A 25,373-nucleotide genomic window follows, 5' to 3' on the forward strand; every position below is an offset into this window, starting at 1 on the left:
GACGTTTTAGGAACACCGGATGGACATCATTAAAGAACTGTTACATGCCTTATGGCAGCAGGATTTTGAGACGCTGGCGAACCCTTCGCTCGTGTGGACCCTCTACGTCCTGCTGTTTATGATCCTGTTCCTGGAAAATGGCCTGCTGCCCGCGGCGTTTCTGCCGGGCGACAGCTTGCTGATCCTGGTTGGCGTGTTGATCGCCAAAGGCACCATGAATTTCCCGCTCACCATTTTTATCCTGACCGTCGCCGCCAGCCTGGGGTGCTGGGTCAGCTACATACAAGGTAAGTGGCTCGGCAATACGCGAACGGTGCAGGGCTGGCTATCGCATCTGCCGGCGCACTATCACCAACGCGCGCATCAATTGTTCCACCGTCACGGACTTTCCGCCCTGTTGGTTGGTCGTTTCCTGGCGTTTGTCCGTACCCTGCTGCCAACCATTGCCGGCCTCTCCGGTTTGAGCAATGCGCGTTTCCAGTTCTTTAACTGGATGAGTGGTCTGCTGTGGGTAGTGATCCTGACGTCTCTGGGCTTTGCGTTGGGCAAGACTCCTGTGTTTCGCAAATATGAAGACCAGTTAATGTTCTGCCTGATGCTGCTGCCGTTAGTGTTACTGGTTGTCGGGCTGGTCGGCTCGTTGATTGTGCTGTGGCGTAAGAAACGCTCAGACAGCCAAAATCAGGGGAAAGGGGCGTGATGACAAAGCGCCCGCGCTGGCAGTATGTTCTGCTGATTGCGCTCGCTTTGCTGGCGCTCGCCACGCTCTTGGTGCCTTGCATGGTGCGCACTGAAAGCGAACTTCGCATTCGTGCTGGCCAGCAAGGCCTTTCGCTGCCCGACGGTTTTTATGTTTATCAGCGCTTGGATCAGCGTGGTATTCGCATCAAAAGCATTACCCCGGAGGGCGATGGTTTGGTGATTCGCTTGGACTCACCCGAACAACAATTGTTGGCACGTGAGGCACTGCAAACCATTCTGCCGCCGGGATACATTATCGCCCTGAGCGAATCCCCTGTTCCTACCCATTGGGTGCGTGAATTTGCGCGCGCCCCACTCAATCTGGGATAATACCCCTTCATATGAAGGGTTTTCCTTTCATATCGTCCGCAGCTCAATTAATCACCAATCAAGACTCAACTGTGGCGGATTCTTTGGGGTCTTCACGATTTATGGCTATGCTAAAGGTTAGCGTCAGTCAGCAGCGTAAGACTCCTGTCGCACTGCCTTTGTGGCAGTCTGGAACGGTGGATGTGTGCCAATGCATCCCATTAACAAGGAACTGATAGCATGAAATTACGCCAATCGATGTTACTGGCTCTCCCATTATTCGCCCTCCCTGCCCTGTCGTTTGCAGCAGAGGACGGCTGTGCCATCAAGGCACAAAATATTCAACAACAGATCGATTACGCTACCCAACACGGCAATACCCAGCGTGTTGCCGGTTTGAAGAAAGCGTTGAATGAAGTGCAAACCCATTGCACACCGGCCAGTCTGCAGGCCGATCGTCAGAAAAAAATTGACGAAAAACAACGCAAAGTGACTGAGCGTCAGCAAGAGCTGAAAGAAGCTCAGCAGACCGGCAATCTGGAAAAAGTCGCCAAGAAACAGAAAAAGCTGGCTGAAGCTCAAGCAGAGCTTAAGCAAGCCCAAGCGGAATAATTTTTTTACACCAGCGGATTTATCGCTGAGAGCCGCGTCATACGGGATTTTCATTGCATATAAAATGGATGCTTAGTGATATCAGCTACCCATCCGCCCTTTGCTCCGGCGAAAAAATCCGCTATGTTGAAAGTCTGTCGAAGTTAACGTTAAGGAATAATCACATGGCACATGATTCAAATGCAGAGAACTTACGCGCTGAACTTAAATCCTTAGCCGATACGTTGGAAGAAGTGTTGAACTCTTCCACCGATAAGCCAAAAGCAGAACTGGAAAAACTGCGTTCCAAAGCAGAAGGCGCATTGAAAGATACCCGCGCACGCCTGAGCGATGCTGGCGACAAAATTGCCTCTCAGACCAAACAGATCGCAGGTCAGGCCGACGATTACGTGCGTGATAATCCGTGGACCGGCATCGGTATCGGCGCTGCCGTTGGCGTGGTGTTGGGCGTTCTGCTCGCGCGTCGTTAATTATGGCTGAACAACCACAAGGCCGCGAGGGCCCCGCTAAAGGGGTCCTGGACATCGGGCAGCGCATCATCACTATTCTGGTCGGTATGGTGGAAACACGCGTACGACTGGCCGTGGTCGAGCTGGAAGAGGAGAAAGCCAACCTTATTCAGTTATTGATCATGGCCGGTATGACGCTGTTGTTCACGGCATTTGGCCTGATGAGCCTACTGATCCTGATATTCTGGGCTATCGATCCGGTTTACCGCTTGATCGCATTAGGTACCACCACTGGCGTACTGTTGTTCCTGGCCATTGTCGGCACCATTTGGACGCTGGTCAAAGCGCGGCGCTCTACGCTGCTTGGCGCTTCGCGCAAACAATTGGAAATAGACCGTTCCCAGTTGGAGGGTGAACAATGAATCGCCGCCGCTATCTGGAATGGAGGAAAGAGAAGCTGATTAACAAGATCCAGCAGCAAAGGCTGGATCTTGCTGACAACAAAACTCTGTGGCTGGAAAAGACCGAACGTATCGATCGCGGCTGGCAAACCATTTTTGGCCTGCGTAAATATCTGGTGGTCGGTTCAAGTGTGATGGCACTGTACGGTGTACGCCATCCCAGCAAGCTGATTCGCTGGTCTCGTCGCGCCTTTGCCGCAATTAGCACTATCCGATTGATCCAGAAAACCTTTTCCTCGAAATAACCTGTCTCACTTTCTTCAAAACTTCCGTTGTTAAGCCCGCCTTTTCACAGAAACATCACGTTTCTGTCGGTGAAGGTTGGGCAACATTCTGATTACCCTCCATTTGTTAGCAGGCTAAAGATTCAGTTTTTTTGAAAAAATACGACAGTTTTACTTGCTAACAAAGCATCCGCTTCCCGATTAACATTCACTCCATCGATACGAAACGGGCAGGACAGGGTCAGATACCCGGCATACCACCCACTGACATGAAAACGCCAAGACTGGCAAACAAAAATTACTTTGGAGTAGATGATGAAAAAATTAGAAGATACAGGTTTGCTGGTTGCTCGTATTCTGATGCCAATCCTGTTTATCGTGGCAGGCTACGGCAAAATGGGTGATGCCTATGCCGGCACCCAACAGTACATGCAATCGATGGGCGTCCCTGGCTTCTTGCTGCCATTGACCATTTTGCTGGAGTTTGGCGGCGGTCTGGCAATTCTGTTCGGCTTCCTGACCCGTACAGTGGCACTGTTCACCGCCGGTTTTACCATCCTGACTGCGCTGTTGTTCCATACTAACTTTGCAGAAGGCGTAAACCAGCTGATGTTCATGAAAAACCTGACCATCGCCGGCGGCTTCATCGTCCTGGCCGTAGCAGGCCCAGGCGGTTTCAGCATCGACCGCATTCTGAACAAAAAGTGGTAAGATTTTAAGACCGATTCAGGGTCCGGCATGCCGGACCCTTCTGCTTTTTCACTCGGACACGAAGGAGATTCCCATGGGACAACTCGTCGATGGCGTTTGGCAAGACATCTGGTATGACACCTCATCTACCGGAGGCCGTTTCAAACGCTCAACCTCTCAGTTCCGCAATTGGGTGACCGCTGACGGTCAACCGGGCGAACACGGAGTCGGAGGTTTTAAAGCGGAGAAAGATCGTTATCACCTGTACGTTTCCCTCGCCTGCCCTTGGGCACACCGCACTCTGCTGATGCGCAAATTGAAAGGGCTCGAGCACATCATTCCCGTTTCCGTGGTGCATCCGCTGATGTTGCAAAACGGCTGGACCTTCGGCACCGACTTCCCGGAAGCGACAGGCGACAGCCTGTACCACTCAGATTTCCTCTACCAGCTTTACTTGCGCGCCGACAAACACTATACCGGCCGCGTGACGGTACCGGTGCTGTGGGATAAACAACAGCAAACCATCGTCAGTAACGAATCCGCCGATATCATCCGGATGTTCAACAGCGCATTTGATGGCGTAGGCGCACGTGCTGGCGATTACTACCCGGCAGAGCTACGCGGAAAAATCGATGAGTTAAACGGTTGGATTTACGATCAGGTCAATAACGGGGTGTACAAAGCGGGTTTTGCCACCAGCCAGGCAGCCTATGATGAAGCGGTAAACGGGGTATTTGATGGGCTCGCACGGTTGGAGCAAATCTTGGGGCAACAACGCTATCTGACCGGTGAACGCCTTACCGAAGCTGACCTGCGCCTGTGGACCACGCTAGTGCGTTTCGATCCGGTGTATGTCACCCACTTTAAATGCGACAAACACCGCATCAGCGATTATCTCAACCTCTATGGCTTCCTGCGGGACATTTATCAGATGCCCGGCATTGCCGAAACGGTCAGTTTGCCGCACATCCGTAATCATTATTACCGCAGTCACGCCACCATCAATCCGCACGGTATTATTTCCATCGGCCCGGCACAGGATTTGGACGAACCCCATGGTCGGGACACGCGTTTCGGCTAAAACCTTCCCCCTCGCCTTACCGGCGAGGGGGAATGAACTATTGTCGTTCCAACTGCGCAAACAGCCGCGGAATTTCGCGCAGGAACCAGGCTTTTGCCTCTCCCATGCTGTCACGCCGCCAGGCCATGATGATATCAGCCTCACGGCTGTATTCCGGCCCCACAACGCGCAGGCGCCCCTCTTCAATGTCCTTTTCGACCATCGGGTAAGGCATGGTCGCCACACCCAAGCCAGCCAGCAGGGCCAGACGCTTGTCTTCAATGGTGCTGACCGTCAGCCGCTGCTGTTTATCCAACAGTTGCACCGTCAATACCGGCCGTTCCCGGGCGGTATCCGCTACCGCAATACCGCGGTACTTCACTCGCGTCAATTCGGATAACGGCTCAGGCTCAAGGTGGATCGGGTGGTTCGGCGCGGCAACATATACGCTCATCACTTTGTACAGCTTACGGGTGTTGATTTCTGACGAGGCGCGGAAATGCATGTCCGGGGCGATAACGATATCGGCACGCCCCTGCTCCAGCCTTTCCCAGGCACCTGCCAGCACCTCGGTGAAAATTGACACCTGGGTATTCGCCTTTAGGGCTAATTTGTCGACCAGCGGAAATAACTTGCTCGGCGGCGACAGCGCTTCGCTGACGATCGTCAGATGGGTTTCCCAACCGCGCGCCAAGGCTTCGGCATCCGTAGTCAGCTTGTCTGCGGCTTCCAACAGTACCCGACCACGCTCCAGCAACATGCGCCCAACATTGGTGAACTTGGTACGGTGACCGGAACGGTCGAACAGCACCACGTCCAATTCTTCTTCCAATTTTTGCATGGTGTAGCTGAGTGCCGACGGCACGCGCCCCAGCTCATCAGCTGCCGCAGCGAAGCTACCACGTCGGTCGATCGCATCCATAACCCTTAACGCTTCTAGCGTTAACGCCCGATCTCTGGCCATCGAATCTCTCTGTCAGGAAATTTGAATATGCCGACCAGATTAACTGGCTAACAATCCGGCGTCCAGATGCTTACCATCTTAATATACCCAATAGGTTTCTGGCGGCAGTGAGACAGTGGTCGAGATAAGCCAACGCAGCAGCAACCAGAACGATGAAGGGAAGAATAAATTTAGAGAGCCGATTGCCATGATTACATGCAGAACAGCACAACAATGCGGGCAAGCTGACTTTGGTTGGCTGCAGGCTCGCTACACCTTTTCTTTTGGACATTATTTCGATCCCAAGCTGATGGGCTACGCCTCACTACGGGTGCTGAATCAGGAGGTGCTGGCGCCAGGTGCGTCATTCCAGCCACGCACCTATCCCAATGTGGATATCCTGAATCTGATCTTGCAGGGGAAGGCCGAATACCGCGACAGCGACGGCAACACGGTGAATGCTCAGGCTGGTGAAGCCTTACTGTTGTCCACGCAGCCTGGTCTGAGTTACAGCGAGCAGAACATCAGCAACGATACGCCACTGACCCGTTTGCAACTCTGGCTGGACGCCTGCCCAGAGCGCAGCAACGAGCGTGTACAGCGCCGGATGCTGCCAGAGGCCGGTCTGACGCTGCTGGCTTCGCCTGATGGCGCACAGGGCAGCCTGCAACTGCGCCAACAAGTGTGGATCCATCATTTGGATTTACAACCCGGCGAGCAGCAGACACTGGCGCTGAACGGACCGCGTGCCTATTTGCAGTCGATCCACGGCACCATTGAAGCCCATGGCGAACGTCACGACGGCCAACGGTTAACCTGCGGTGATGGAGCGTTTATCCATGAGGAAAACCGACTGACTATCCGCGCTAAAACGCCACTGCGCGCACTGTTGATCGATTTGCCGGTGTGAATGATCTTCTGAATGGAAAAACCCCGCGTAACGCAAGTTACGCGGGGTTTTCTTTATAGAGGGAGTTGACCGGTAAGCCGGGTTCTGTCGTGGACAGTCATTCCTCTAGGCCAGCAATCGCTTACTGGCTCAAGCAGCCTACCCGGGTTCAGTACGGGCCGTACCATGTGAACCCCTATTTGGCCTTGCTCCGGGTGGAGTTTACCGTGCCACGAACTGTTGCCAGTCGCGCGGTGCGCTCTTACCGCACCCTTTCACCCTTACCTGATCCCGCTTGCGCGGGCCATCGGCGGTTTGCTCTCTGTTGCACTAGTCGTAGGCTTGCGCCTCCCAGGCGTTACCTGGCACCCTGCCCTATGGAGCCCGGACTTTCCTCCCCTCCACCTGTCTCCCCCGAAAGGGACGGCAGTGAAGCGGCGACTGTCTGGTCAACTCCGGCGCGGATAGTAGCGTCGTGCTCACGGCAGGTCAACCGCTTTACTGTTCTTGTTGCTCTAACGCGTACTTATACAACGCATTTTTCTTCACGCCGTGGATTTCTGCCGCCAGCGCTGCCGCTTTTTTCAATGGCAGTTCTTTTTGCAGCAATGCCAGCGTACGTAGCGCCTCCAGCGGTAATGCATCTTCCTGCACCTTGTGGCCTTCTACGATAAGCACCATTTCGCCGCGGCGACGGACTTCATCTTCCTGCACCCAGGCCAGTAGCTCACCAACCGGTGCGCCGGTGATCGATTCCCAGGTCTTGGTCAATTCACGCGCCAATACCACATAGCGTTGTGGCCCCCACACGGTCACCATGTCCTGCAAACTTTCCAACAACCGGTGAGTTGATTCGTAGAAAATCAACGTGCGCGGTTCCTCTGCCAGCGCCATCAGCGTATCCTTACGCCCCTTGGTTTTCGCCGGCAGGAACCCTTCGTAACAGAAACGGTCTGAAGCAAGGCCTGCGGCGCAGAGTGCGGTGGTTGCCGCGCAAGCCCCTGGCAAGGGGACGACCCGAATGCCGGCTTCACGACAACGGCGTACCAGGTGGTAGCCGGGATCGTTGATCAAGGGGGTACCTGCGTCGGAAACCAGCGCGATGCTCTGGCCTTCCTGCAATTTCGCCAGCAGTTGATCAGCTTTTTGCTGTTCGTTATGGTCGTGCAGCGCAAACAACCGCGCGCTAATCGCAAAGTGTTGCAGCAGCAACCCGGTATGGCGCGTGTCCTCGGCCGCAATCAGATCAACGCTTTTCAGTACCTCTAACGCACGATGGGTTATATCCCCTAAATTGCCGATTGGGGTGGGCACCACATACAGTGTTGATGCAGAAATGACTGATTGTTGGTGTTGATTCATTGTTTCATCCGAGTTGCCGATTTAATATTAAGCATCTTGAAAAAAACATCACTGGATACAGTATGCTTTCCTCAACATTCGTTCGTACCAAAGCAGGGCGTTCAAAGCCTGTCCGACTTACCGCAGTTATCGCGGCAGCTCTTTTCCTCGCAGGCTGCCCGAGTCAGGCCCCGCAGACGCCGCCCGCTAATATACAGGACGAAGCGAGCGCCAGTTCCGATTACTATCTGCAGCAGTTGCAGCAAAGCAGTAATGATAACAAGGCTGACTGGCAATTACTTGCTATTCGCGCGCTGTTACGCGAAGGGAAACTGCCGCAAGCCAGTGAACAACTGAACCAGCTGCCAAAAAACCTGAGCAACGTGCAGCAGACAGAACGCCAACTGCTGAGTGCTGAGCTCCAAGTGGCGAACAAAAGCTATGTCAGTGCCCGCAGTACATTAGGCCATCTGGATACCGGCTCGTTGTCAGCCAACCAGTTGGTACGCTTCTATCAGGCGCAGATCGCCGCCAATCAGGGCAAACCTTCCCTGCCGCTCATCCGTGCTTATATTGCACAAGAGCCCTTGCTGACCGGCAAAGCACACCAAACTAACCTGGATCAAACCTGGCAGGCATTGTTGCAGCTGACACCCCAGGATATGAACAGCCTGGTGATCAACGCCAATGAGAATGTGCTGCAAGGCTGGCTTGATCTGTTGCGTGTTTATCAGGACAACAAACAGGATCCTGATCTACTGAAGGCAGGCATTAAAGACTGGCAAAACCGTTACCCGCAGAATCCGGCGGCAAAAACGTTGCCGACCCAATTAAACCAGGTGCTTAACTTTACCCAGGCGTCTACGTCAAAAATTGCGCTGCTGTTGCCGCTGAACGGCCAGGCTAAAGTGTTCGCCGACGCGATCCAAAAAGGTTTTGAAGCGGCGAAGAATGGCGTGACGTATTCGGCACCGGTGCAACAGCAGCAACCTGTCAGCGCCCCGGATCAGACACCTGCCCCAACGGACCAAAACGCCAATGGTGCGGTAAGCACCTCTGCACCGTCAACTGAAGCTGCTCCGGTTACTGCCGCACAACCGTCTACAGCGTCCACTGCGCCAATTACGCCGCCACAAGCCGCTAATGCGCAGATTAAGGTCTATGACACCACCAGCCAGCCACTGGCCGCGTTGCTGACGCAGGCACAGCAGGATGGCGCGACCCTGGTGGTCGGTCCGCTGCTGAAAGAAAATGTCGATCAGTTGGCCAGCAGCACGACGACGTTGAACGTACTGGCGCTCAATCAGCCGGAAACGCCGAAAGACAACCCAAATATTTGCTACTTCGCACTTTCGCCGGAAGACGAAGCCCGTGATGCCGCACGCCACATCTGGGAACAGCAGAAACGGCAACCGCTGTTGCTGATCCCGCGCGGTGCCTTCGGCGATCGCGTTGCTAAAGCCTTTAATCAGGAGTGGCAGAAACTGGGTGGTCAGACCGTGTTGCAACAAAACATCGGGTCACCGGGTGAATTGCGTCAGATGGTGAACAGCGGCGGCATTCGCATGTCCGGCACCCCCATCTCTGCGGCACCTGCGCCACAGGCGGTAACCATTGCCGGGCTGACCATTCCTGCGCCGCCAAGCGACACGCCTGCAACCAGCGGTGGCGGCGTGGACGCGGTCTATATCGTAGCGACACAGTCTCAGCTGACACTGATCAAACCGATGATCGACATGGCTACCACCTCGCGCAGTAAGCCGGCCATGTACGCCAGCTCACGCAGCTACCAGGCCGGTGCCGGCCCGGACTTCCGTCTGGAAATGGAAGGTCTGCAGTTCAGCGACATTCCATTGTTGGCCGGTTCCAACCCGCAATTGTTGCAGCAGGCAAGCAGTCAGTTCCGTAGTGATTATTCGCTGGTACGTCTGTACGCAATGGGGATGGATGCCTGGACATTGTCCAACCACTTTGCTGAAATGCGCCAACTGCCTGGCTTCCAGGTCTCAGGCACGACGGGTGTGCTCACATCCTCACAAGGTTGTGTGATCAACCGAAAACTGCCTTGGCTGCAATACCGTCAGGGTATGGTCGTTCCGGTCTCTTGAGTCAACGCGCCACAGGGGCGGGCTATGAGTTACAAGCCCGCCACTATCTGGAACGCGCCGGGCTCACCTTCTTCGCCGCCAACGTGGCGGTGCGTGGCGGTGAGCTCGATCTCATCATGCGCGAGGGTAAAACCTGGGTGTTCGTAGAAGTCCGCTACCGCCGCAACGACACTTTTGGTGGTGCGGCAGCCAGCGTCACTTATCGTAAGCAACAACGGTTGTTGCATGCCGCCGCCGTTTGGTTGGCGGGGCGCGGAGCCAGTTTTGACACATCATCTTGCCGTTTTGATGTTTTGGCCATCACCGGTAGCCAGTTAGAATGGATACCCAACGCCTTCAATGCGGATTAAACATTATTTATACCCTATGGATTTCACGTTGCAGTTAGGCAACCTGCGCACTCATCCCAAGCGCTTACCAAAGGGTGAGTGAGTGCAGAGAACAACGCTACAGCTTGAAAAACGACGGGTATACCGGTGCCAAGTGGCCCTTTGACTGAGTGGATTAATACAACGTGCTGGATAGAATTAAAGCCTGTTTTACCGAAAGCATCCAAACCCAGATTGCGGCGGCGGAGGCTTTACCCGACGCCATTTCGCGAGCAGCGATGACGCTGGTCCAATCTTTACTTAACGGTAATAAAATTCTTTGTTGCGGTAATGGCACCTCGGCAGCCAACGCACAGCATTTCGCCGCCAGCATGATCAACCGCTTTGAAACCGAGCGCCCAAGCCTGCCGGCAATTGCTCTCAATGCCGATAACGTGGTGCTGACGGCGATCACTAACGATCGCCTGCACGATGAAGTTTATGCCAAGCAAGTCCGCGCGCTCGGCCATGCCGGCGACGTGTTGTTGGCAATTTCCACCCGCGGCAACAGCCGTGATATTGTAAAAGCAGTCGAAGCCGCAGTGACGCGTGATATGACCATTGTCGCGCTGACCGGTTACGACGGCGGTGAACTGGCCGGCTTGCTCGGTCAGCAGGATGTCGAAATCCGCATCCCCTCGCACCGCAGTGCACGCATTCAGGAAATGCATATGCTCACCGTAAATTGCCTATGCGACCTGATAGATAGTACGTTGTTTCCCCACCAGGACGATTAAGGAACTGAGATGAAGCTGAAAGCCACATTTGCAGTGCTGTCCAGCGCCCTGCTGTTACAAGGTTGTATTGCAGGCGTTGTCGTTGGCAGCGCCGCTGTTGCCACCAAAACCGCCACCGACCCACGTAGCGTGGGTACTCAGGTAGACGACGGCACGCTGGAAGCCCGGGTTGAGAACGCCCTAAGTAAAGATCAGCAGTTGAAAAAAGATGCCCGCGTCGTCGCAACGGCTTACCAGGGTAAAGTGTTATTGACGGGTCAGGCGCCAAGCACCGATCTGGCCGCACGCGCCAAACAAATCGCGATGGGTGTTGAAGGTACGACTGAAGTGTATAACGAGATCCGCCAAGGTACCCCGGTCAGCCTGAGCACGGCCTCTTCCGATACCTGGATCACCACCAAGGTACGTTCACAACTGCTCACCAGCGATACGGTGAAGTCATCGAATGTGAAAGTCACCACAGAAAACGGTGAAGTGTTCCTGCTGGGCCTGGTGACACCACAAGAAGGGCAGTCAGCGGCACAAATCGCCAGCCAGGTGAGCGGTGTGAAACACGTCACCACGGCCTTTACTTCAGTGAAATAACCCGCGGCGCCGGATAAGGCACTTGCCTTCATCCGGCGCGTTAATCCAGATTATTCTCTTTCAAAAACGCGTCCCCGCCCAGTTGGCGCATCTGGCGCATAATCCATTGCTGCCGTTGTATCACGTAACCCGAAGGGGCATTCGCCTTGAAACGGTGCGGGTTCGGCAATACCGCTGCCAGCAATGCAGCCTCTGATGCGGTCAGCCGCTTGGCCGGTTTATTGAAGAAACGTTGTGATGCCTCCTCCACACCGAAAATACCGTCGCCGAACTCGACGATATTCAGGTACACCGTCAAGATACGCCGTTTGGTCCATACCAGCTCAATACCCGATGTCAGCCCGGCCTCAAGCCCTTTGCGCAACCAACTGCGGCCATCCCACAGAAACAGGTTCTTGGCAGTTTGCTGCGACAGCGTAGAGGCACCGCGGATGCGCGTCGGGCGTTTCTCGTTGTGGCTGAACGCCTTTTCTATCGCCGCCACGTCAAAACCCCAGTGGTCAGGGAATTTCTGATCTTCGGCTGCCATCACCGCCAGCGCCATCTGCGGGGAAATATCGTCCATCGACACCCAGTCGGAATGTGCCACGTAGCTAAAGTCCCCCCTCAACCAGGCCCCCACCTGCCGTTCCACCATGACGGAAGAAAAAGGCACTGGCAGAAAAGCAAAGGCGACAATCCCTAATAGCCACACCCCGACCAGGACAAGAAGTCCACGTTTCAGCCAAAACCCCAGCCGGGATAAAATCGATTTTCCCGCAGACTTTCTCATTCAGCCAAATCCAGCACCCGTGAAACCAGCTTATCAATCCCGCTGGCTGCTTCACCGATAGATTTCGCCAGCATATAGGCCGGTGTCGTTACCACTTTGTTTTCACTGTCCACCACGATGTCATCGACTGGGCAAATCACCGGTTCACCGCCCATGGCATCAATCACTTCACCCAGGTCTGGATCGTTGCCAATGGTCAGCCGCACTTGTTGATCCAGCAACTTTGGCAGCAACGCAGGGGCAATGCACATAAAACCGATTGGTTTATTTGCCTTATGCATTTGCTGCGTTAACTTAACCAAATCCTTATCAATCCAGCATCCCGCGCCTTCGCTTGCAAAACTGCTGAGGTTCTTCGCGGCACCAAATCCACCTGGGACGATCAGGGCGTCCAACTGACTGGCATCGGCGTGTGAAAGCGGACGGACCTCGCCTCGGGCAATGCGTGCTGACTCCACTAAAACATTGCGCTGCTCTGGTGCTTCATCGCCAGATAAGTGATTAATAACATGAAGTTGAGGTTTATCAGGCGCAAAGCACACTGCTTTCGCCCCCGCGCGGTCCAACGCCAACAGTGTCAGAACGGCTTCATGGATCTCCGTACCGTCATAAACCCCGCAGCCACTTAGCACTACACCCACGTTTTTCATCACCCTTCCTCCTGTCGATACTGTCAACTGGTTAGTGCTCGGAGTAGACAAACACTAATCTACATCACACATTTTAATGAATCTTCTAACAAGAGCGCTTACATTTGCTATGTTGTTGGCTGTATGATGTTTAGGAATTCTCTACAACCTGCTCGACCAGAACATGAAATCCAATACGCAGGTTCACAATTTCCCTGGTGTTGGCGCAATATTCGCGCACCCCGGCTTAGGTCGGGGTCATTTTTTTTCAGCGTTCGCTACCCATTCCCGCAGCACTTGCACATCGTTACGCCATTCCTGTTTCAGTTCATCAACCCAGTCCTGCACGTTATCCCACCATGCCGGCAGCGTTGGCGTTTGGATTTGCTGGGCAAGCTGTTGCAGATGACGTAAACCCACCGAACCTGCCGCACCTTTAATTTTATGCGCCTCTTCTGTGATGCCTTTCTGATCGCGCGCCGTCATATTGGAGTCCAGCACCGCCAGATAACCTGGCATCATCTGCTCAAACATCTCCAGGCTTTGATGAATCAACTGCGGCCCCACCAGGTCCATATACTGTTCCAGCACGGTGGTATCCAGTAACGACTCATTAATCTGCATCGTCTTTTGCTCCGTTTTCTTTGTGGTGTGAGAGGATTGGTGATCCCAGTAATGTTTAATGACTTTGGTCAACGCCGGTACCGACAATGGCTTACTCAGCACGTCGTCCATTCCTGCGTCGAGGTACTCTTTTTTGTCTTTCAGCACGTTGGCCGTCAACGCCACCAAGGGGGGTAGTGCCTGCCCGGCATAGCGCTCACGCAGTATCCGAGCGATATCCAGCCCGGTCATGTCCGGCAGTTGGATATCCAGTAACACCAGATCGAACTCGTCCGGATCAAACATCGCCAGCGCATCCTGGCCATTCATCGCGACTTCTACGCTGTTACCCAGTTTCTCCAGCACTGAACGTGCCACAATCACATTCAGTTCAATATCCTCCACCAGCAGGATATGCAGAGCCGGCAATGGCAGTGCTTCTTCGGCCGGTGTTTCGTTTTCCGCTTCCTGTACCCCTGGCGCCTTAATGGACAACGTGAAGCAAGAACCGTGCCCCTGTACGCTGCTGACGGTAATATCACCGCCCATGCTCTGCGCCAGCCGCTTGGAAACCGCCAGTCCAATGCCGGTACCGGTCGCCGGGCGTCCGCCATGCTGATCCTTCACCTGATAATACATAGCGAAAATCTTGTCTTGTTCGTCCTGAGGAATCCCCATACCGGAGTCTTCAACCTCAAACACCAACCGATCCTGTTCCTCGCGCCGCACGCGCACCACGATCCGCCCTTGCGGGGTGAATTTGACCGCATTGCCGATCAGGTTCCACAAGATTTGCCGCAGGCGGGTACCGTCAGTGATGATTTGTTGCGGCAGCGGTTGCTGCGGCTCCATCACAAATTGCAGCCCTTTCGGTTGTGCCAGCAGGCCAGAGAGGTTTTCCAGGTCGGCGAGGAAACCGGTGAAATCTACCGGTTGGTTGTCGAGCTGCACTTTGCGCCGCTCAAGCTTGTCCATCTCGATAATGTCATTGAAGATATTGCCCAGCGTAATGGCGCTGACATGGATGGTTTTGAGGTACTTCAGCTGTTCGTCGTTTAAATCGGTATCGAGCAGAATGCGGCTTAAGCCAACAATGCCATTAAGCGGCGTACGAAGCTCGTGGCTGATTGTTGAGATGAAGGTGGTCTTGTCCCTACTGGCGTTCTCCAGCGCGTCCTGGTAGCGCTTACGCTCGGTTATATCGCGGCCAAAGCCCATAAGCCCGTGACGTTTACCCACTCGGTCGTAAAACGGGACCTTACGCAATTCAAAACAGGCCTTGCGCCCGTCCGGATAAACCAGCCACTGTTCATAAGTCAGGGAGACGTTGTGACGGAATACTTTTTCGTCGGTTTCTATCACTTTCTCGGCAATTTCCTGGCCGTAAACATCAAACGGCGTTAGCCCAATCAGCTGTTTTTCGCTTTTGCCGGTCAACAGCTCCATTGCCCGGTTACAGCCGGAGAACTCTTTGTCTTCGTTGCGGTAATACACCAGGTCCGGTGAAGCATCGAGGAATGAACGTAACAGTGCCGACTGCTGACCCAGTTCGATCTGCGCTAACTCACGCTGTTCCATCTCTTCGGTCAGCTTGTCCATCACCTGCTGGCGTTCTTCTTCTGCCTTGATACGGTCGGCGATTTCCTGATTCAGTTGGCTGATGTTGTCCTTAAGCTGTTGGTTAAGCTCGAGGTCGCGGTGGCGCATTTCTTCCAGCTTATCAACCAGCCGCGCCAGACGCTGGCGTGACTCCTCAAGCTGTTCGACCACCACAGACAGAAAGTAAACCGCCCACGGCGTAATCAATAGACCGAAGAAAATTGAGCGCACCACGTCAATGCTTTCTACTTCGCCACGCAGCAGCATGGTCACCGCCATCTGCACCACCATCGCCAGCACCACCAATGCCGACGCCAGCAGCAGCGAAAAACGCACTAGCCCCAGTTTTACCATTAAATCAACGTAGTACTGGGCTAACACCCTGATTTGCTTCATAGCGGCTCCCATCAGACATAATCTTTTGAATCATACCGCAAATTTTTCCGCTGTGTCTGAGAGTCAAGTCCTGCTAACGGAAAATAGCGGCGTCTGGCGTGCAAAAGGCAGTTCATCGCCCTGCCGCAGTCCAAAACCACATTAATCAACCCGCTCATACTTAGGGATTAATCACTTGTAGCGAAAAGATTTTTTCTGTGACCCACCCCACACCTCAGCCGCTTGAGAGCGCCTTTCCGTTAATATATTAATGATGCACCGTGCATGCGCTTCCTTTCGCAGACACGGATAGCGAAGCCTTGAGGCTTGAAGTAAGGGAAAGGATTTCATCCCGCGGTTTACTTTCACCGGCAGCAGCGCTGTGGCCGGCCCCGGCAGGCTTCCTCATTTCCCTGATGTGAGGATTGACCATGTTAACCATCTATCGCACCACCCTGCTCGCCCTGTTTCTGACCGTTATTTTTCCCCTGAAGGCCGCAGCCACCGTTACCGGCTATCTGAGTGCGGAACAGCGGCAAATCGCCCCGTTGTTGCCACCGCCCCCCTCAATGGATACGCCGCTGAACCGGGCGGATCTGCAGGCGGTGTTGGCCCTACAGGCTAGCCGCACCACGGAACAAATCGCCAAAGCCAAGCGGGATGATCATCTGGCGGACGCCGCATTTCCCTTCGCCCGCGATATCTTCGGCCCGACGTTCACCGCCGATCGTCATCCGATCACCGCAGCCCTTTTCCGCCGGGTCTATCAAGATTTTGAACAAAGCCTGATGCCCGCCAAAGCCTTCTATGGCCGCCCGCGCCCTTATGAGGCCGACAACCGCGTGAAGCCGCTGTTGCCGCCGCCAGAAGGCGACTCTTACCCCAGCGGACACGCGATGGACAGCTACCTGACGGCGATCCTGCTGGCGCAGATGGTGCCGGAAAAACGCAGCACGCTGTTTGAACAGGCGGCGAGTAATGCGCAAAGCAGAGTGATTGCCGGCGTTCACTACCCGAGCGATTTGGAAGGCGGCAAATTGGCGGCGACGGCGCTCGCCGCTCGGCTGCTGGCGAACCCGCAGTTGCAGGCCGACTTGCAACGCGCACGATCGGAAGTTCGCACCAGCCTGCAGTTATAGCGTCGGTGAATAACACAGGGCGGCGTCCAGTGCGCTGCCCTGCCCGCCGTGACGTTGCAAGTAGCCACCCACTGCCTGCATACCGTTCCAACGGTTTTCGCACCATAATGGTGCCAATAACGTCGGCCTGCGTGCGCTGGCAGAGATACGGTGATACACCACGTCTTTCGGCGTATGGCGGATCATCTCACCCGCACTGGTGGCATACTCATCAAGCGCTAACTCGGGCAGCCTGCCAGCCCGCCAGGCCCGCGCCAGCGTGCTCCCCGTAACAATATGCAGCGGATGCAGTTTGATGCCATCCACACCGCAGTCCACCACCTGTTCCAGCGAAGCCAAGTGGTCGGCGGCGCTTTCCCCAGGCAACCCGACGATCAGGTGACTGCACACCTTCAGCCCGCGCTCGCGTGCCAACCGGGCCGTATGTTGATAACAGGAGAAATCATGGCCTCGATTGATGCGTTTTAGCGTTTTATCGTGCGCCGTCTGCAACCCAAGCTCCAACCAGACTTCATAGCCCTGCTCGAGGTAACTCGCCAGCAAATCCAGTGCGGCGGGTGGCACACAGTCCGGGCGCGTGCCGACGCAGATACCCACCATATCCGCCTGTGCCAGCGCCTGTTGGTACATCTGCGCCAACAGGCTCACTTCTGCATAAGTACTGGTATAAGCCTGAAAATAGGCAAGGTAGCGCTTTGCGCGATTCACTCTGACGGCCTGCTGTGCCAGCTGTTCAGCTATGCTCTGTTGCTGCATCTGCTCATCGGCAAAAGAGGCAACATGACAAAAGGTGCAGCCACCGCGCCCCAGCGTGCCGTCGCGGTTAGGGCAACTAAAACCGCCGTGTAGCGTGAGTTTATGGATCTTTTCACCGTGTCGGCGCTGAAGATCGGCGCCAAACATATTGACTAATTGCGGCAACTGCATAATCTTGATTGTCTCTGTGCTCAAAGCCCGTGATGCTAATAAGAAACGGCTTTTCCCGCGATGACAGAGATCAACGCTTTCCCCGCAAGGCTTCACCAGGCATAACTATTCATTATAAATGCAAATAAAATCATCTTAGCCGAGATGAATTTTTCTTATTTGCACGCAACCGTTAACGCCAGTGTGACAAAGCGATGAAAAATAGTTTCAAACAACAAAAAATAATAAATTACTAGAATAAAACTCTGACATTCCCGCCCGCACTAGCATGGTGCAGAGATTCAGGCGTTGCACTATAGTGAGACAGCTCACATTTCTCTGGGACCTTGCGCGTCGTCACACAACCTCAAAAATTGAAATAAATCATTATATATCAAATCATTAATCACCATTAATTCAATAAAAAACCCCCTTAGGCCTATATTTGACCTGCGTATTCTTTCTCGCTAAGTTGGAAGTCCGCTGGAAGCTTTCTGGACGGGCAAACGTCTCGTCATATTTATGCAGTAATTTAAGACTCCCTCTTAAAACAAGTCATGTACCACTTGTGAGAACCGTCACGAGAGGCCATTAACGGAGGGCGGAAAAGCAGATCGGCGATATCAAGCTTGCTGATTGGACTTCTGCCAACGTTGGGAAGCCCGCTCGTGGGTCGGTTGTGAGAGTCACGCAGAGCCTGGGGAGGTTCACTGATATGTTGTACGATAAATCCCAAGAGCGGGACAACTGTGGTTTCGGCCTGATCGCCCACATAGAAGGCGAACCTAGCCATAAGGTCGTGCGTACCGCGATTCACGCATTGGCCCGTATGCAGCACCGTGGCGCAATCCTTGCTGACGGCAAGACTGGCGACGGTTGCGGCCTGTTATTGCAAAAGCCCGACCGCTTTTTCCGCATGGTGGCGGAAGAGCGCGGCTGGCGTTTAGCCAAGAACTACGCCGTTGGCATGATGTTCCTCAGCCAGAATGAAGAGGAAGCCCGTGCCAGCCGCCGCATTGTCGAAGAAGAACTGCAAAATGAAACGCTGTCCGTTGTCGGCTGGCGTGAAGTGCCGACCAACCCGGACGTGCTGGGCGAGATTGCCCTCTCTTCTCTGCCGCGTATTGAGCAAATCTTTGTTAACGCCCCGGCTGGTTGGCGCCCGCGTGATATGGAACGTCGCCTGTTTATCGCGCGCCGCCGTATAGAGAAACGCGTTCAGGACGACAGTTTCTATGTGTGCAGCTTCTCGAATCTGGTTACGATCTATAAAGGCCTGTGCATGCCTGCGGATCTGCCACGCTTCTATCTTGATCTGGCGGATCTGCGTTTGGAATCGGCTATTTGCCTGTTCCACCAGCGTTTCTCCACCAACACCGTGCCGCGCTGGCCGCTGGCACAGCCGTTCCGCTACCTGGCGCACAACGGCGAGATCAACACCATCACCGGCAACCGCCAGTGGGCTCGCGCACGTACTTATAAATTCCAGACGCCGCTGATTCCGGACCTGCAAACGGCAGCGCCGTTCGTTAACGAAACCGGCTCCGATTCCAGCTCGCTGGATAACATGTTGGAGCTGCTGCTGGCAGGTGGTATGGATTTGATCCGCGCCATGCGTCTGCTGGTACCGCCTGCCTGGCAGAATAACCCGGACATGGATACCGATCTGCGTGCCTTCTTCGACTTCAACTCGATGCACATGGAACCGTGGGACGGCCCTGCCGGTATCGTGATGTCCGATGGTCGCTACGCTGCCTGTAACCTGGACCGTAACGGTCTGCGTCCGGCGCGCTACGTCATCACCAAAGACAAACTGATTACCTGCGCTTCGGAAGTCGGCATTTGGGATTACCAGCCAGATGAAGTGGTAGAGAAAGGCCGTGTTGGCCCAGGCGAACTGATGGTGATCGACACCCGCAGCGGTAAGATCCTGCATTCCGCCGAGACCGATGACGATCTGAAAAGCCGCCATCCGTATAAAGAATGGATGGAAAAGAACGTTAAGCGCCTGGTGCCGTTTGAAGACTTGCCGGCCGATCAGGTTGGCAGCCGTGAACTGGACGACTCGCAGCTTGAAACTTACCAGAAGCAGTTTGGCTACAGCAGCGAAGAGCTGGATCAGGTGATCCGCGTGCTGGGCGAGATTGGTCAGGAAGCCACCGGCTCAATGGGTGACGATACCCCGTTCGCCGTGCTCTCCAGCCGCCCGCGTATTATTTACGACTATTTCCGCCAGCAGTTCGCCCAGGTGACCAACCCGCCTATCGATCCACTGCGCGAAGCGCATGTGATGTCGCTGGCGACCAGCATCGGCCGGGAAATGAACGTGTTCTGCGAGGCCGAAGGCCAGGCGCACCGTTTAAGTTTTAAATCGCCGATCCTGCTGTACTCCGATTTCAAACAGCTCACCACGCTGGAAGGCGAATACTATCGCGCCGACACGCTTGATCTGACCTTCGATCCGGCCGAGCAGGATCTGGAGCAGACCATCCGCGCCCTGTGCGACGAGGCGGAACGTAAAGTCCGTGACGGCGCCGTGCTGCTGGTGCTGTCCGACCGCGCTATTTCCACCAGCCGTTTGCCGGTGCCTGCGCCTATGGCCGTCGGTGCAATCCAGACCCGTTTGGTCGAAAAGAGCCTGCGCTGTGACGCCAACATTATCGTTGAAACCGCCAGCGCCCGCGATCCACACCATTTCGCCGTGCTGTTGGGCTTCGGCGCGACGGCCGTCTACCCGTATCTGGCCTACGAAACTTTGGCCAAGCTGGTAGATACCCAAGCGATCGGCAAGAAATACCGTGATGTGATGCTGAACTACCGCAACGGCATCAACAAAGGCTTGTACAAGATCATGTCCAAAATGGGCATCTCGACTATCGCGTCTTATCGCTGCGCCAAACTGTTCGAGGCTGTCGGCCTGCATCGCGATCTGTCCGATTTGTGCTTCCAGGGCGTGGTCAGCCGCATCGGTGGCGCCAGCTTCAGCGACATCCAACAGGATCTGCAAAACCTGTCCAAACGCGCATGGCTGAAACGCAAACCGTTAGAACAAGGCGGCCTGCTGAAGTTCGTTCACGACGGGGAGTACCATGCGTACAACCCAGATGTAGTGAGCACGTTGCAAACCGCGGTTCACAGTGGCAAATACAGCGACTATCAGACGTATGCCAAGCTGGTGAACGAACGCCCGGTCGCTATGCTGCGCGATCTGTTGGCCATTACGCCGAAAGGCACGCCAATTCCGGTTGATCAGGTTGAGCCCGCCGAATCGTTGTTCAAACGCTTCGATACCGCAGCCATGTCCATCGGTGCTCTAAGCCCGGAAGCGCATGAATCACTGGCGATCGCGATGAACAGCCTCGGCGGTTTCTCCAACTCCGGTGAAGGCGGCGAAGACCCGGCACGTTACGGCACCAATAAGGTGTCACGCATCAAACAGGTAGCGTCAGGCCGCTTCGGTGTGACTCCGGCCTATCTGGTGAATGCCGATGTGATCCAAATTAAAGTCGCGCAAGGGGCCAAGCCGGGTGAAGGCGGCCAGTTGCCGGGGGATAAAGTAACCCCTTATATCGCCAAGCTGCGTTATTCAGTGCCGGGCGTGACCTTGATTTCGCCACCACCGCACCATGACATCTATTCGATCGAGGATTTGGCACAGCTGATCTTCGACCTGAAACAGGTCAACCCGAAGGCCATGATCTCGGTGAAACTGGTTTCTGAGCCGGGCGTGGGTACCATCGCGACCGGTGTGGCAAAAGCCTATGCCGATCTGATCACCATTGCCGGTTACGACGGCGGCACCGGTGCCAGCCCGTTATCCTCAGTGAAATACGCCGGCTGCCCGTGGGAACTGGGTCTGGTGGAAACCCAGCAGGCACTGGTGGCTAACGGCCTGCGCCATAAAATCCGCCTGCAGGTGGACGGCGGCCTGAAAACCGGCGTGGACATCGTTAAAGCGGCGATCCTGGGTGCGGAAAGCTTCGGCTTCGGCACTGGCCCAATGGTGGCGCTGGGTTGTAAGTACCTGCGTATCTGTCACCTGAACAACTGCGCTACGGGCGTGGCAACGCAGGATGAAAAACTGCGCCGCGATCACTATCACGGCCTGCCGGAGCGTGTGACCAACTACTTCCAGTTTATCGCACGTGAAACCCGCGAGATCATGGCGCAATTGGGGGTCAGCCAACTGGTGGATCTGATTGGTCGTACCGATTTCCTGACCGAGCTGGATGGCATCTCTGCCAAGCAGAACAAACTGGATCTGTCGCCGTTGCTGAAAACCGCCACGCCACATCCGGGCAAAGCGCTATATTGCACCGAAAGCAGCAACCCGCCGTTCGACCAAGGGTTGATGAACAAAGATCTGCTGGCGCAGGCGGAACCGCATATTGAAGCCAAAAGCAGCAAAGCCTTCTACTTCGATATCCGCAACACCGATCGTTCCGTGGGCGCAACCCTGTCCGGGGCCATCGCCACCGTGCATGGTGACCAGGGCATGGCAGCCGATCCGATCAAGGCGTACTTCTCCGGTACCGCTGGCCAGAGCTTTGGCGTATGGAATGCTGGCGGCGTCGAACTGACACTGACCGGCGACGCCAACGACTATGTCGGCAAAGGCATGGCCGGCGGTCGTATCGCCGTACGTCCGCCGATCGGTTCTGCGTTCCGCAGCCACGAAGCCAGCATCATCGGCAATACCTGCCTGTACGGTGCTACCGGCGGCAAGCTGTTTGCAGCGGGCCGGGCGGGTGAACGCTTCGCCGTACGTAACTCTGGCGCCATCACCGTGGTAGAAGGCATCGGTGACAACGGTTGTGAATACATGACCGGCGGCATCGTCTGCGTCCTGGGCAAAACCGGCATCAACTTTGGTGCAGGTATGACCGGCGGCTTCGCCTACGTCATGGATGAAGACGGCGAATTCCGTAAGCGTGTGAACCCAGAGCTGGTGGAAGTGTTGGATGTCGACCAGTTGGCAATTCATGAAGAGCACTTGCGCGGGCTGATTACCGAGCACGTGCAGGCGACCGGTTCATCGCGTGCGGAAGAGATTCTGGCTAACTGGCCGGAATGGGCGCCGAAGTTCGCTCTGGTCAAGCCGAAGTCCAGTGATGTCAAAGCATTGTTGGGTCACCGTAGTCGTTCCGCAGCAGAGCTGCGGGTTCAGGCGCAGTAAGAGGTCATTAATGAGTCAGAATGTTTATCAATTTATCGACCTGCAGCGCGTTGATCCGCCCAAGAAGCCGCTCAAGATCCGTAAAATTGAGTTTGTAGAGATTTACGAGCCGTTTTCGGAAACTCAGGCGAAGGCGCAGGCGGACCGTTGTCTGTCCTGTGGTAACCCTTATTGCGAATGGAAATGCCCGGTTCACAACTACATTCCGAACTGGCTGAAACTGGCAAACGAAGGCCGCATCATGGAAGCTGCAGATCTGGCACACCAGACCAACAGCCTGCCGGAAGTATGCGGTCGTGTCTGCCCCCAGGATCGTCTGTGTGAGGGCTCCTGCACCCTGAACGATGAGTTCGGTGCGGTGACTATCGGTAACATCGAGCGCTATATCAGTGATAAAGCGATCGAAATGGGCTGGAAGCCGGACATGTCCCATGTGCTGCCAACCGGCAAGCGCGTGGCGATCATCGGTGCCGGCCCTGCCGGTCTGGCCTGTGCCGACGTCCTGACCCGCAACGGCGTGAAAGCGGTGGTTTACGATCGTCATCCCGAGATCGGCGGCCTGCTGACCTTCGGTATCCCGGCATTCAAGCTGGAAAAAGAAGTGATGGTGAAACGTCGCGGCATTTTCAGCGAGATGGGCATTGAGTTCCAACTCAATACTGAAGTGGGCAAAGACATCGCCATGGAGACGCTGCTCAGTGAGTTTGATGCCGTATTCCTCGGTGTCGGGACTTATCAGTCGATGCGTGGCGGCCTGGAAAACGAAGACGCGCCGGGTGTCTATGACGCACTGCCGTTCTTGATCGCCAACACCAAACAGCTGATGGGTTACCAAGCCGAACAACACGAGCCGTATGTCAGCATGGAAGGCAAACGTGTGGTGGTGCTTGGCGGCGGCGATACCGCGATGGACTGTGTTCGCACCTCTATCCGTCAGGGTGCAACCGACGTTATCTGTGCTTACCGCCGTGATGAAGCCAATATGCCGGGCTCCAAACGTGAAGTGAAAAACGCACGTGAAGAAGGGGTTGATTTCAAATTCAACCTGCAACCATTGAGCATCGAACTGAATAGCGCAGGCCGCGTAGCCGGCGTGAAAATGGTTCGTACTCAGTTGGGTGCACCGGATGCCAATGGCCGCCAGGTTGCAGAGCAGGTTCCGGGATCTGAGCACATCATCGATGCCGATGCGGTGGTCATGGCCTTTGGTTTCCGTCCGCACCAAATGAACTGGCTGGCAGCTCACGACGTTGAGCTCGACAAACAGGGGCGTATTGTCGCACCGGAAAGCACCGAGAATGCCTTCCAGACCAGCAACCCGAAAATCTTCGCCGGTGGTGATGCGGTACGCGGTTCGGACTTGGTCGTTACCGCGATTGCCGAAGGCCGTAAGGCTGCTGATGGCATCATGAACTACCTGGAAGTTTAATCCTCTCCCGCTTTACCGCTAAGGGCCCGCAGTTCAGACTGCCGGGCCCTTTGTTTTCTCACTTCGCTCCCCACACGCTTTGTAACAACCTTACCCGCAGCCCAGCGCCTGGCGCGCTATAGTATTCTATTAATATCACTCAGGGCGCAGTTGCGCCTGGTATCTTGATAAGGATAGCTAACCATGAAATTGCCCGTTCCCCTATTAGCCAGCGCTTTGCTGGTTGTCAGCTTCAACTCGCTGGCAATGTCATTAGATTCACAGGAGGTGGGTTACAACATTGAGGCGCGCGGCGCAGCATCGGTAGTCGCTCAGTTGGCGAAAGCAGGCCAGCTGGCGGCGGTAGAAAACAGCATTAAACTGGGTGATGACAGTTGGATCGCATTGGCGCCCAAGCTGGCCAACGGCGGTAACGCCGCCTTTACCGCAGGCGTCAAATCCGCGCTGTCTTCTGCATTGGTCTACAACCCTGCGGCGGTATTGCATGCCCTCGACAAAGGCAATAACTTACCGATCAACGATATCTGCACCGCCCCCCCGGAAGTGCAAGGTGACACCGCCATCACCTCGTTTAAGCAGCGCGCGACTCACGCACTCACTACCGTGCGTATCGGCGATCTCAGCGCACCGCGTGACGCCTGCATTGCGTCATTGAAAAGCTGAAAACGCCCGATTTAGAGACAAAAAAAAGGTCGCCGAGGCGACCTTTAGTATTCACTGCTACGGGGTTATTTCACCACGCGCAATGCTGGGCGGCCACCACGTGGCGGCGGTGGCTCATCATCCGGATCGTGATCTTCACTCAGATCCGGGCGGTCGCCATCGATCACCGACATCAGGCTTTCCGATGGAATCGTCTCATTGTCCATGCCTTCAAACGTGCCTTCCGCTTCATAAGCGGCTTCAGGTTCGAACATGGTGCCTGCGCCGTTTTCACGCGCATAGATTGCCAGCACGGCAGCCATGGGTACCGAGACCTGACGTGGCACACCACCGAAACGCGCATTAAAGTGCACTTCTTCGTTGCCTAACTCCAGATTACCTACTGCACGCGGTGCGATATTCAGAACGATCTGACCATCACGCGCGAACTCCATAGGCACCAAAACGTCAGGACGCGTCACATCTACCACCAGGTGCGGTGTGAGCTGATTATCCAGCAACCACTCATAGAACGCCCGCAACAAGTACGGACGGCGTGGAGTCATCTGAGACATATCCATAATGC

General features: G+C 55.1%; 24 protein-coding genes and 1 other RNA gene. 17 read left to right on the forward strand and 8 right to left on the reverse strand.

Annotated elements, in window-relative coordinates:
* The first annotated feature begins 19 nt into the window (after window positions 1–19).
* The 8 genes from AC2FCQ_RS10540 to AC2FCQ_RS10575 all read left to right on the forward strand — a co-directional run bounded on the left by AC2FCQ_RS10540 (window position 20) and on the right by AC2FCQ_RS10575 (window position 4,567).
* Window positions 20–700 carry a DedA family protein gene (locus AC2FCQ_RS10540; RefSeq protein ID WP_037416416.1) on the forward strand — a complete coding sequence of 227 codons (681 nt, stop codon included), beginning with the start codon at window positions 20–22 and terminating at the stop codon, window positions 698–700.
* Window positions 700–1,071 carry an EnvZ/OmpR regulon moderator MzrA gene (gene mzrA / locus AC2FCQ_RS10545; RefSeq protein ID WP_061807841.1) on the forward strand — a complete coding sequence of 124 codons (372 nt, stop codon included), beginning with the start codon at window positions 700–702 and terminating at the stop codon, window positions 1,069–1,071. Before AC2FCQ_RS10540 ends, mzrA begins: the two co-directional genes overlap by 1 nt.
* A gap of 219 nt (window positions 1,072–1,290) precedes the next feature.
* A complete protein-coding gene (locus tag AC2FCQ_RS10550; RefSeq protein WP_209637195.1) occupies window positions 1,291–1,662 on the forward strand; it encodes a DUF1090 domain-containing protein in 372 nt (123 codons plus the stop codon).
* Window positions 1,663–1,826: 164 nt separating this feature from the next.
* Window positions 1,827–2,132 carry an ElaB/YgaM/YqjD family protein gene (locus AC2FCQ_RS10555; RefSeq protein ID WP_037416411.1) on the forward strand — a complete coding sequence of 102 codons (306 nt, stop codon included), beginning with the start codon at window positions 1,827–1,829 and terminating at the stop codon, window positions 2,130–2,132.
* A 2-nt stretch (window positions 2,133–2,134) separates the two neighbouring features.
* Window positions 2,135–2,533 (forward strand): phage holin family protein, encoded by a 399-nt coding sequence (locus AC2FCQ_RS10560; RefSeq protein WP_061807840.1) that lies wholly within the window; start codon window positions 2,135–2,137, stop codon window positions 2,531–2,533.
* On the forward strand, window positions 2,530–2,817 hold the full coding sequence (locus AC2FCQ_RS10565) for a YqjK-like family protein (protein WP_209637192.1): 288 nt from the start codon (window positions 2,530–2,532) through the stop codon (window positions 2,815–2,817). Before AC2FCQ_RS10560 ends, AC2FCQ_RS10565 begins: the two co-directional genes overlap by 4 nt.
* Before the next feature lie 294 nt (window positions 2,818–3,111).
* Window positions 3,112–3,507, forward strand: coding sequence for a DoxX family protein (locus tag AC2FCQ_RS10570; protein ID WP_099062123.1), 396 nt, complete (start codon window positions 3,112–3,114; stop codon window positions 3,505–3,507).
* 73 nt (window positions 3,508–3,580) lie between these two features.
* On the forward strand, window positions 3,581–4,567 hold the full coding sequence (locus AC2FCQ_RS10575) for a glutathione S-transferase family protein (RefSeq protein ID WP_209637190.1): 987 nt from the start codon (window positions 3,581–3,583) through the stop codon (window positions 4,565–4,567).
* Between the two features lie 37 nt (window positions 4,568–4,604).
* Here AC2FCQ_RS10575 and AC2FCQ_RS10580 read toward each other — a convergent pair whose 3' ends face one another.
* Window positions 4,605–5,510, reverse strand: a complete 906-nt coding sequence (locus AC2FCQ_RS10580) for a LysR family transcriptional regulator (RefSeq protein ID WP_037416398.1) — start codon at window positions 5,508–5,510, stop codon at window positions 4,605–4,607.
* A gap of 187 nt (window positions 5,511–5,697) precedes the next feature.
* Between AC2FCQ_RS10580 and AC2FCQ_RS10585 the strand changes: the two genes are divergently transcribed.
* Window positions 5,698–6,399 carry a pirin family protein gene (locus tag AC2FCQ_RS10585; RefSeq protein ID WP_490307893.1) on the forward strand — a complete coding sequence of 234 codons (702 nt, stop codon included), beginning with the start codon at window positions 5,698–5,700 and terminating at the stop codon, window positions 6,397–6,399.
* Window positions 6,400–6,456: 57 nt separating this feature from the next.
* Here AC2FCQ_RS10585 and rnpB read toward each other — a convergent pair.
* Both rnpB and rsmI read right to left on the reverse strand, forming a co-directional pair.
* Window positions 6,457–6,835: RNase P RNA component class A (rnpB, locus tag AC2FCQ_RS10590), an RNA gene on the reverse strand.
* A gap of 41 nt (window positions 6,836–6,876) precedes the next feature.
* Window positions 6,877–7,740, reverse strand: coding sequence for a 16S rRNA (cytidine(1402)-2'-O)-methyltransferase (rsmI, locus tag AC2FCQ_RS10595; protein WP_037416395.1), 864 nt, complete (start codon window positions 7,738–7,740; stop codon window positions 6,877–6,879).
* A 62-nt stretch (window positions 7,741–7,802) separates the two neighbouring features.
* Here rsmI and AC2FCQ_RS10600 point away from each other — a divergent pair, with 62 nt between their 5' ends.
* The 4 genes from AC2FCQ_RS10600 to dolP all read left to right on the forward strand — a co-directional run bounded on the left by AC2FCQ_RS10600 (window position 7,803) and on the right by dolP (window position 11,517).
* Window positions 7,803–9,827, forward strand: coding sequence for a penicillin-binding protein activator (locus AC2FCQ_RS10600; protein WP_490307892.1), 2,025 nt, complete (start codon window positions 7,803–7,805; stop codon window positions 9,825–9,827).
* Window positions 9,824–10,177, forward strand: a complete 354-nt coding sequence (locus tag AC2FCQ_RS10605; protein ID WP_209637183.1) for a YraN family protein — start codon at window positions 9,824–9,826, stop codon at window positions 10,175–10,177. The genes AC2FCQ_RS10600 and AC2FCQ_RS10605 overlap by 4 nt, the downstream gene beginning before the upstream one ends.
* A gap of 164 nt (window positions 10,178–10,341) precedes the next feature.
* Entirely contained in the window at window positions 10,342–10,932 is a 591-nt protein-coding gene (diaA, locus tag AC2FCQ_RS10610) for a DnaA initiator-associating protein DiaA (protein ID WP_037416387.1), read from the forward strand.
* Between the two features lie 9 nt (window positions 10,933–10,941).
* Entirely contained in the window at window positions 10,942–11,517 is a 576-nt protein-coding gene (gene dolP / locus AC2FCQ_RS10615; RefSeq protein WP_037416385.1) for a division/outer membrane stress-associated lipid-binding lipoprotein, read from the forward strand.
* 40 nt (window positions 11,518–11,557) lie between these two features.
* On the opposite strand, the gene mtgA is transcribed toward dolP, so the two are convergent.
* The 3 genes from mtgA to arcB form a co-directional block, all read right to left on the reverse strand.
* Complete coding sequence (gene mtgA, locus AC2FCQ_RS10620) at window positions 11,558–12,289, reverse strand: monofunctional biosynthetic peptidoglycan transglycosylase (RefSeq protein WP_209637181.1); 732 nt, start codon at window positions 12,287–12,289, stop codon at window positions 11,558–11,560.
* Entirely contained in the window at window positions 12,286–12,939 is a 654-nt protein-coding gene (gene elbB / locus AC2FCQ_RS10625; protein WP_404760519.1) for an isoprenoid biosynthesis glyoxalase ElbB, read from the reverse strand. Before elbB ends, mtgA begins: the two co-directional genes overlap by 4 nt.
* A gap of 237 nt (window positions 12,940–13,176) precedes the next feature.
* A complete protein-coding gene (arcB, locus tag AC2FCQ_RS10630) occupies window positions 13,177–15,516 on the reverse strand; it encodes an aerobic respiration two-component sensor histidine kinase ArcB (RefSeq protein WP_209637177.1) in 2,340 nt (779 codons plus the stop codon).
* A gap of 410 nt (window positions 15,517–15,926) precedes the next feature.
* Between arcB and AC2FCQ_RS10635 the strand changes: the two genes are divergently transcribed.
* Complete coding sequence (locus tag AC2FCQ_RS10635) at window positions 15,927–16,634, forward strand: acid phosphatase (protein WP_265555904.1); 708 nt, start codon at window positions 15,927–15,929, stop codon at window positions 16,632–16,634.
* On the opposite strand, the gene mnmL is transcribed toward AC2FCQ_RS10635, so the two are convergent.
* Window positions 16,629–17,561, reverse strand: coding sequence for a tRNA modification radical SAM protein MnmL/YtqA (gene mnmL, locus AC2FCQ_RS10640; protein ID WP_404760569.1), 933 nt, complete (start codon window positions 17,559–17,561; stop codon window positions 16,629–16,631). The genes AC2FCQ_RS10635 and mnmL overlap by 6 nt on opposite strands.
* Window positions 17,562–18,255: 694 nt before the next feature.
* Here mnmL and gltB point away from each other — a divergent pair.
* The 3 genes from gltB (at window position 18,256) to AC2FCQ_RS10655 (ending at window position 24,808) form a co-directional block, all read left to right on the forward strand.
* Window positions 18,256–22,716, forward strand: coding sequence for a glutamate synthase large subunit (gene gltB / locus AC2FCQ_RS10645; RefSeq protein WP_490307891.1), 4,461 nt, complete (start codon window positions 18,256–18,258; stop codon window positions 22,714–22,716).
* A gap of 10 nt (window positions 22,717–22,726) precedes the next feature.
* Entirely contained in the window at window positions 22,727–24,145 is a 1,419-nt protein-coding gene (locus tag AC2FCQ_RS10650; RefSeq protein WP_265555903.1) for a glutamate synthase small subunit, read from the forward strand.
* A gap of 183 nt (window positions 24,146–24,328) precedes the next feature.
* Window positions 24,329–24,808 (forward strand): hypothetical protein, encoded by a 480-nt coding sequence (locus AC2FCQ_RS10655; RefSeq protein WP_209637168.1) that lies wholly within the window; start codon window positions 24,329–24,331, stop codon window positions 24,806–24,808.
* A 65-nt stretch (window positions 24,809–24,873) separates the two neighbouring features.
* Here the strand turns inward: AC2FCQ_RS10655 and sspB are convergent, their stop codons facing one another.
* Complete coding sequence (gene sspB / locus AC2FCQ_RS10660) at window positions 24,874–25,368, reverse strand: ClpXP protease specificity-enhancing factor (protein ID WP_209637166.1); 495 nt, start codon at window positions 25,366–25,368, stop codon at window positions 24,874–24,876.
* Between the last annotated feature and the right edge of the window lie 5 nt (window positions 25,369–25,373).

The sequence above is a fragment of the Serratia sp. CoH_134_PS_4 genome, assembly GCF_058190535.1.